Genomic DNA, 389 nt, shown 5'->3' with positions numbered 1-389 from the left:
TCCAAGCTTTTCAAGGAGGTGAGCAACTATCTTGGAATGGAACCTAACGGCAGGCACCTTCTCTTCTTGAAGATGTTCAACTGCTTCAATGCCAAATAACTCCTTTGTGAGTTCTATGAATCTATGCCTCATGTGCCTATTGCGAGTGGAAAATATTATTGAGACACCCCGTCCTGCTTTTGAAACATCACCAGCAACCAATCCGATGAAATATGCTAGCTTCTCATCTAGTTTGTGCGGGAGTTTTATTTTCGTCCCTCTTTGGAGTGAGACTTCTGAGGGGATAATCTCTTTCCAGCTAGCTTCAGCTAATTCTACCAGTTTCTTTAAGTGTTTCATTTTTATATTGCCTCTTGCATTGGGATTTACCCAATTGTAATATAACGTGT

The 389-nt window shown here is 40.9% G+C and carries 1 protein-coding gene; it reads right to left on the bottom strand.

The window, feature by feature from the left end:
* Window positions 1–339, bottom strand: a 339-nt coding sequence (locus E3E37_RS11475) for a hypothetical protein (RefSeq protein ID WP_206204120.1), incomplete at its 3' end; no start/stop codon positions are given.
* Between the last annotated feature and the right edge of the window lie 50 nt (window positions 340–389).

This window comes from Thermococcus sp. ES12 (assembly GCF_012027515.1).
GTDB classification, from domain to species: Archaea; Methanobacteriota_B; Thermococci; order Thermococcales; family Thermococcaceae; genus Thermococcus; species Thermococcus barossii.
This window is presented reverse-complemented; position numbering and strand designations above follow the sequence as displayed.